Genomic DNA, 6,105 nt, shown 5'->3' on the forward strand with positions numbered 1-6,105 from the left:
GGCGACGGCGGTCTTGCCGACCTGACGGTCGCCGATGATCAGCTCGCGCTGGCCGCGGCCGACGGGGATCAGGGTGTCGATGGCCTTCAGGCCGGTCTGCATCGGCTCATGCACCGACTTGCGCGGGATGATGCCCGGCGCCTTGACGTCGACGCGGCGGCGCTCGGTGAACTCGATCGGGCCCTTGCCGTCGATCGGCTCGCCCAGCGGGTTGACGACGCGGCCCAACAGGCCCTTGCCGACCGGCACGTCCACGATCTCGCCCAGGCGGCGCACGTCGTCGCCCTCGGCGATGGCGGCGTCGGCGCCGAAGATCACCGCGCCCACGTTGTCGCGTTCCAGGTTCAGGGCCATGCCCTTCACGCCGGCCTTGGTGAACTCGACCATTTCACCGGCCTGGACGTTGTCCAGACCGTGGATGCGCGCAATGCCGTCGCCGACCGACAGCACCTGGCCGACGTCGGAAACGTCGGCTTCGACGCCGAAGTTGGCGATCTGCGACTTGAGGATGGCCGAGATTTCAGCGGCGCGGATGTCCATGACGGGCTCTCTGTTCTTCAGTCTTGCGGTTGCGCCGTTCAGGCGCGCTTCATGCGTGTGGCGGGAGCGGGCTCAGGCCCGCTTGAGGGCGAATTTCATCTGGTCGAGCTTGGTCTTCAGCGAGGCGTCGAACAGCTTCGATCCGACCTTGATCTTCAGGCCGCCCAGGATGGCCGGGTCGACCCGCGTGGTCAGTTCCGGCGCCTTGCCCAGGCTTTTGTTCAGGGCGGCCTTGATGGCGGCCAACTGCTTGGCGTCCAGCGGCTGGGCCGAGACGACCTCGGCGGCGACGATGCCGGCGTGCTTGGCGTAGCGCGCCTCGAAGCCCGCGATCACGGCGGGCAGGTCCCGGGCGCGGCCGTTCTGGGCCAGCAGGCCCAGGAAGTTGGCGGTGGTCTTTTCGAATTTGGCCTTGGCGGCGATGGCGGTCAGGCCCTTGACCTGATCGTCGGCCGCGATGATCGGCGAGGTCGCCAGGCGGCGCAGGTCCGCGCTGTCCAGCCAGGCCGCCTTCAGCGACGTCAGGTCGGCGCGAACGGCGTCCAGGCGCCCGGTCTCCAGCGCCAGGTCGAACAGCGCCTGTGCGTAGCGATCGCCGACTTCCGTCGTTCTGAATTCATCAGCCACTGATAAAGGGTCCGAAGTCGTTGTGTCAGGGTCGCGACCAGCGACGGTGCCGCGCCGGCCAATAGCTTGAAATGCTTACGGAAAGCACGACAGGGGCCGTATCCGCAAACACGCCCCCCGCAAGCCGGGCGCCTGATAGCACGGGGTTTCGCCGCTCGCAACATTGTGTGATGCCCCCCAAAGGTCGCAGGCGCCGGAGCCAGCGCCGCCGTGGCGCGTTCACCGCCGCAAGCGCGACAGGGTGCGACCATCCGCCCCCGGCGGGCGCTTGATGGGGAACGACGACGCCGCTACGCCAGCGGCTTCACTTCATATACGGAATTTCCAATGTTCGACGGCCTTGGCGCCATCTTCGCCGACCCCGCCGCTTGGGCGGCCCTGATCACCCTGGTGGTCATGGAAGTCGTGCTGGGCATCGACAACCTGATCTTCATCTCGATCCTGTCGAACAAGCTGCCGCCCGAGCATCGCCAGCGCACCCGGCGCATCGGCATCGGCCTGGCCCTGATCATGCGCCTGGGCCTGCTGGCGACGATCGGCTGGATCGTCGGCCTGACGGCGCCGGTGTTCGACCTGGGCCTGTCGGGCTCCGGCTTCGACACCGCCTTCAGCTGGCGCGACCTGATCCTGATCGCCGGCGGCCTGTTCCTGCTGTGGAAGGCGACCAAGGAAATCCACCATTCGGTCGACACCACCCCGTCGCAGGACCTGCTCGAGAAGGACAAGAAGGACGTCGTCATCAACAACGTCGGCGCGGCCATCTTCCAGATCATCCTGCTCGACCTGGTGTTCTCGATCGACTCGATCCTGACGGCGGTGGGCATGACCGACCACGTGCCGATCATGATGATCGCCGTCGTCATCGCCGTGCTGTGCATGCTGCTGGCCGCCGACCCCCTGGCGAACTTCATCGACAAGAACCCGACCGTGGTCATGCTGGCCCTGGGCTTCCTCCTGATGATCGGCGCGGTGCTGATCGCCGACGGCTTCGGCGTCCATGTGCCCAAGGGCTACATCTATGCGGCCATGGCCTTCTCGGCCCTGGTCGAGGGGCTGAACATGCTGTCGAGGAACGCCCAGTCCAAGAAGGCCAAGGCCCAGGCCGCGCGGGCCGAGGCCGACGCCGCCGAAGCCCGCGCCGAGAAGGCCGAGGCCGAAGCGGCGGCCGAGAAGGCCTGATCCTTGGGCCGCCCGGCGAGGCGATTTTCCGTCTGGCCGGGCGCGCCTGTGCTGGCGCTGGCGCTCCTGCTGGCGCCGGCGGCGGCGGTCGCCCGGGTTCCGGTCCAGGACTACGAGGTTACGGCGACCCATCCGCACGATCCGACCGCCTTCACCGAGGGGCTGTTCGTGCACGATGGCGCCCTGTTCGAAAGCACGGGCCTTTATCCCTCCTTCATCCGCCAGGTCGATCTGGAGACCGGCGCGGTGGTGCGCCAGCGCGACCTGCCGACCGTCTATTTCGGCGAGGGCGTCGCGGCCATCGGCGAGCGGCTGTTCAGCCTGACGTGGCGCAACCATCTGGGCTTCGTCTGGCGGCTGGAGGACTTTTCGCCCCTGGGCGCCTTTTCCTACGCCGGAGAGGGCTGGGGCCTGACCACCGACGGGCGCCGGCTGGTGATGAGCGACGGCACCGACCAGATCCGCTTCATCGACCCCGACACCTTCGCCGAGACCGGGCGTATCGCCGTCACCGCCGACGGCCGGCCGCTGGACCAGATCAACGAGCTGGAATGGGTCGACGGCGAGATTCTGGCCAACATCTGGCAGGACAGCCGCATCGCCCGGATCGACCCGGAAACGGGCGTGGTCAGAGCCTTCATCGACCTGGCCCGCCTGGCCCCGACCGGCCCCGAGATCGACCCGAACGACGACGTGGCCAACGGCGTGGCCTGGGACGCCCAGGCGCGACGGCTGTATGTCACGGGCAAGCGCTGGCCGCATCTTTACGAAATCCGACTGAAGCCGCTCGCGACGGCTGGGCAATAGGTCCAGGCGATTGCTTTTGCGCTCTCGATAGAGAGAGCCTATGTGGCGGCCATGCTCCCCACCCTGCGCCAACTCCAGTATCTGAAGCTCCTGGCCGAGCACGGCTCGTTCTCGCGCGCGGCCGAGGCGGCCCATGTCAGCCAGCCGGCCCTGAGCGCCGGGGTGCAGGAGCTGGAGCGCATCCTGGGCGCGCCGGTGGTGGAGCGCGCGCGGGGCAACGTCATCATGACGGCGGTGGGCGCCGAGGCCGTGCGCCGCGCCGAGGACGTGCTGGCCCGCACCGAGGACCTGGTGGAGGCGGCCAAGAACGCGGGCCGGCCGCTGTCGGGCCGGTTCCGGCTGGGCGTCATCCCGACCGTCGCCCCCTTCCTGCTGCCCGCCAAGCTGCCCCATGTGAAGGCGGCCTATCCCAATCTGAAGCTGTTCATCCGCGAGGACCTGACGCCCCGGCTGATCGCGGCCCTGAAGTCGGGCCAGCTGGACGCGGCGGTGATCGCCCTGCCCTATGACGCGCCGGGCGTCGCCCACGCCCGGATCGGCGACGACGAGATCCTGGCCGCCGCGCCGCGCGACCATCCGCTGGCCGCGCCGGGGCCGATCCGGCCCGGCTCGCTGAAGGCCGAGGACCTGATCCTGCTGGAGGACGGCCACTGTCTGCGCGACCAGGCGCTGGCGGCGCTGGAGATCGAGGCGCCGCGCGGCGACGACGTCTTCGCCGCCACCAGCCTGCATACCCTGGTGCAGATGGTCGGATCGGGCCTGGGGGTCAGCTTCCTGCCCAAGATGGCGGTGCAGGCGGGCCTGGCCGACAATCCGTCGGTCGCCGTGCGCGCCTTCGAGCCCCAGTCGGACGGCGCCCCGCCCCATCGCGAGATCGTCGTCGCCTGGCGATCCGGCTCCAGCCGCGCCGCCGAGGCCAAGCTGCTGGCCGAGGCCCTGAAGCTGGATTGAGGCCGGGCGACTAGCCGCCGGTCCCGCCCCCCCGGGCGTCTCAAGTCCCGGGCGAAGGGGAACTGGAGGCGATGCGGGCGCCGTTCGGCCCGCACGCCAGAGCCGGGCCCGACCTCCTCAGTCCCCGTCAGCCCTCGGCGGGTTCGGTCGGCGCCGGTTCGGCGACCTGGGCCGGAGCCGGGGCCAGGCCGCATTGACGCCCCTGGTAAATGCCGCTGAGCAGGGTTCGGCGCTGGTCGGCGACCTGGATGCGCTGCGCCTCGGCCTGGGCGCGCGCCTCGGCGTTGCGGCGCGCGGTCGCGCCGGCGGCGTTGGCGAACATCCCCAGGCCGGGAACCCGCGCCAGCGCCCCCGTATGATAGGCCGCGTTCACCGCCATGCCGGCGACGCTTTCGGCCATTTGCCCTTGGCCGCGCGCGGCCTCGGCGTTCTGGGCGGACGCGCCGGCGATCTCCTCCATACGGGCGATCTCGGCCGTCAGCTGGTCGCAGGTCAGGGCCGCGTCTGTCGGATAGGAGACGTTCAGGGGCGGCTCCGCCCGTCTCTGGGCATGGGCCGCGCCCGGCATGGCCAGGGCCATTCCCACGCTCAAGGTCACGCTCAGGGCCACGCAGGCCGGCGTCGTCAGTCGCTCGCGCATTCGCATCGTTCGCCTCCTCAGGAACAGGTCTGGGCGCCGCGTGCGCCCCCTCGGCGTAACGGCGATCCGTGAGGAACAGTGGGCCAAGCCGGTCCCCCCGGCTTCATCCATATGGATGAAACGGCCGGCCTTTTGCGCGTGCGGCGCCGCTCAATGCAGGGCGAAGGTCGATCCGGCCAGGAGCGCGACCACCTCGGCCTGGCGCGAGCAGCCCGTCTTCTCCAGAACGCCGCGCAGTTGGGAGCGGACGGTGGTGATGGCCACACCGCCCTGTTCGGCGATCTCCTCGGGCGACTTGCCCGCCGCCAGACCGCCGGCCACCCGGGCTTCGGACGGCGTGAAGTCGAACAGGGAGCGCAACAGATCGACCGAGGGCCGGCGCTCGGCCGTCACGGGCGTGACCAGCATCAGCGCATAGCCCTGGCCGAAGATCTCGCGAGCGGCGCGCCGCACTGGAACCAGGTGGACGATGCCGACGGCGCGGCCGGCGACGTCGCGGCGGGAGGGCCCGTGGACCGTGTCGGGCTGGCGGCGGGAGCGGGGGTCCGGCACGGGGTCCGCCCCGTCCACGCGGTAGCCGTAGCCGGGGTCGGCCGGCGGTTGCGCGGCGTCGAGGCCGAGGGCGGCCAGCGGGTCCTCCGTGGGCGTCCACCAGCCTCCGGCGGCGGGGTCCATGGCCACGACGGCGGCGACGGGCCAGCGGTCCTCGGCGTCGTGCAGGGCGCCGGGCTCGGTGTCGACGAGGACGAGCTCGACGCTCTCGGCGTGCGGCGCCCACACGGCGTAGGGGACGGCGCGCGCGGCGTCGACGGCGGCCCGCTCGGCCGCGGCGGGGTCCACGGGGTCGGAGCCGATCGGGTGCAGGCCCGGGGCGGGGGCGTCGGCCGGACGGGGCTCGGTCACGGGGCGGTCCTCTCTCGGCGGTCGGATGGGGCGTGCGCCGGGACGAGCAGCGCGACGGGCAGGGTGCTGAGCAGTTCGTCGAGGCGCACGGCGCCGCGCGCGTCCGGGTGGACGGGGTGGCCGGTGACGGCGTCCTCCCACCGCCCGGCCGGCACGGTCACGACGGTCTCGCCCCAGCCGCCCGCGGCCGCGAGGCGGACGGGCCAGCGGCTGGCCACGGCGAGCGCCCCGCCCCGGTCGAACGCGATCGCGTGTTCGGCGGCGGGGCCGGAGACGTCGAGCGGGCGGTGGCCGGTGAACAGCTCGGGCCGGTCGCGGCGGGCGCGCAGCACCGCCGCGACGACGGCCAGCTTGGCGGCGGCGGGGTCGTCGAGGCCGGGTGTGTGGCCGGCGTCGAGGCGGTCCAGCAGGTCGGCCCGGGCCGCGAAGTCCACGGGGCGGCGGTTTGCCGGGTCCAC

Annotated in this window: 6 protein-coding genes and 2 pseudogenes; 3 read left to right on the plus strand and 5 right to left on the minus strand. The window is 71.4% G+C overall.

Translation table 11 applies throughout. From position 1 onward, the window contains the following. Both B2U11_RS03685 and B2U11_RS03690 read right to left on the minus strand, forming a co-directional pair. Positions 1 to 540, minus strand: a pseudogene (locus tag B2U11_RS03685) (F0F1 ATP synthase subunit alpha); the annotation flags it as partial. A gap of 72 nt (positions 541 to 612) precedes the next feature. Next, positions 613 to 1,167, minus strand: coding sequence for a F0F1 ATP synthase subunit delta (locus B2U11_RS03690; protein ID WP_292070033.1), 555 nt, complete (start codon positions 1,165 to 1,167; stop codon positions 613 to 615). Positions 1,168 to 1,494: 327 nt separating this feature from the next. On the opposite strand from B2U11_RS03690, the gene B2U11_RS03695 reads away from it, so the two are divergent. The 3 genes from B2U11_RS03695 to B2U11_RS03705 are packed head-to-tail and all read left to right on the plus strand — an operon-like array spanning position 1,495 to position 4,104. After that, positions 1,495 to 2,346, plus strand: coding sequence for a TerC family protein (locus B2U11_RS03695; protein WP_292070034.1), 852 nt, complete (start codon positions 1,495 to 1,497; stop codon positions 2,344 to 2,346). 3 nt (positions 2,347 to 2,349) lie between these two features. Beyond that, positions 2,350 to 3,153 carry a glutaminyl-peptide cyclotransferase gene (locus B2U11_RS03700; protein WP_292070035.1) on the plus strand — a complete coding sequence of 268 codons (804 nt, stop codon included), beginning with the start codon at positions 2,350 to 2,352 and terminating at the stop codon, positions 3,151 to 3,153. A 51-nt stretch (positions 3,154 to 3,204) separates the two neighbouring features. Continuing rightward, positions 3,205 to 4,104 carry a hydrogen peroxide-inducible genes activator gene (locus B2U11_RS03705; protein WP_292070036.1) on the plus strand — a complete coding sequence of 300 codons (900 nt, stop codon included), beginning with the start codon at positions 3,205 to 3,207 and terminating at the stop codon, positions 4,102 to 4,104. A gap of 127 nt (positions 4,105 to 4,231) precedes the next feature. Here the strand turns inward: B2U11_RS03705 and B2U11_RS03710 are convergent, their stop codons facing one another. The 3 genes and pseudogenes from B2U11_RS03710 to B2U11_RS03720 form a co-directional block, all read right to left on the minus strand. After that, a complete protein-coding gene (locus B2U11_RS03710; protein WP_292070038.1) occupies positions 4,232 to 4,744 on the minus strand; it encodes a hypothetical protein in 513 nt (170 codons plus the stop codon). A gap of 150 nt (positions 4,745 to 4,894) precedes the next feature. Further along, positions 4,895 to 5,647 carry a LuxR C-terminal-related transcriptional regulator gene (locus B2U11_RS03715; RefSeq protein ID WP_292070039.1) on the minus strand — a complete coding sequence of 251 codons (753 nt, stop codon included), beginning with the start codon at positions 5,645 to 5,647 and terminating at the stop codon, positions 4,895 to 4,897. Continuing rightward, positions 5,644 to 6,105 (minus strand): annotated as a pseudogene (locus tag B2U11_RS03720) (hypothetical protein); the annotation flags it as partial. The gene B2U11_RS03715 and the pseudogene B2U11_RS03720, both read right to left, overlap by 4 nt.

Origin of the sequence: Brevundimonas sp. UBA7534 (genome assembly GCF_002479325.1) — a bacterium.
Lineage (GTDB): Bacteria > Pseudomonadota > Alphaproteobacteria > Caulobacterales > Caulobacteraceae > Brevundimonas.

Excerpts from the sequence above, each read along its gene's own strand:
- B2U11_RS03695 (WP_292070034.1), top strand. The coding sequence starts at position 1,495 with ATGTTCGACGGCCTTGGCGCCATCTTCGCCGACCCCGCCGCTTGGGCG.
- B2U11_RS03705 (WP_292070036.1), top strand. The coding sequence starts at position 3,205 with ATGCTCCCCACCCTGCGCCAACTCCAGTATCTGAAGCTCCTGGCCGAG.
- B2U11_RS03710 (WP_292070038.1), bottom strand. The coding sequence starts at position 4,744 with ATGCGCGAGCGACTGACGACGCCGGCCTGCGTGGCCCTGAGCGTGACC.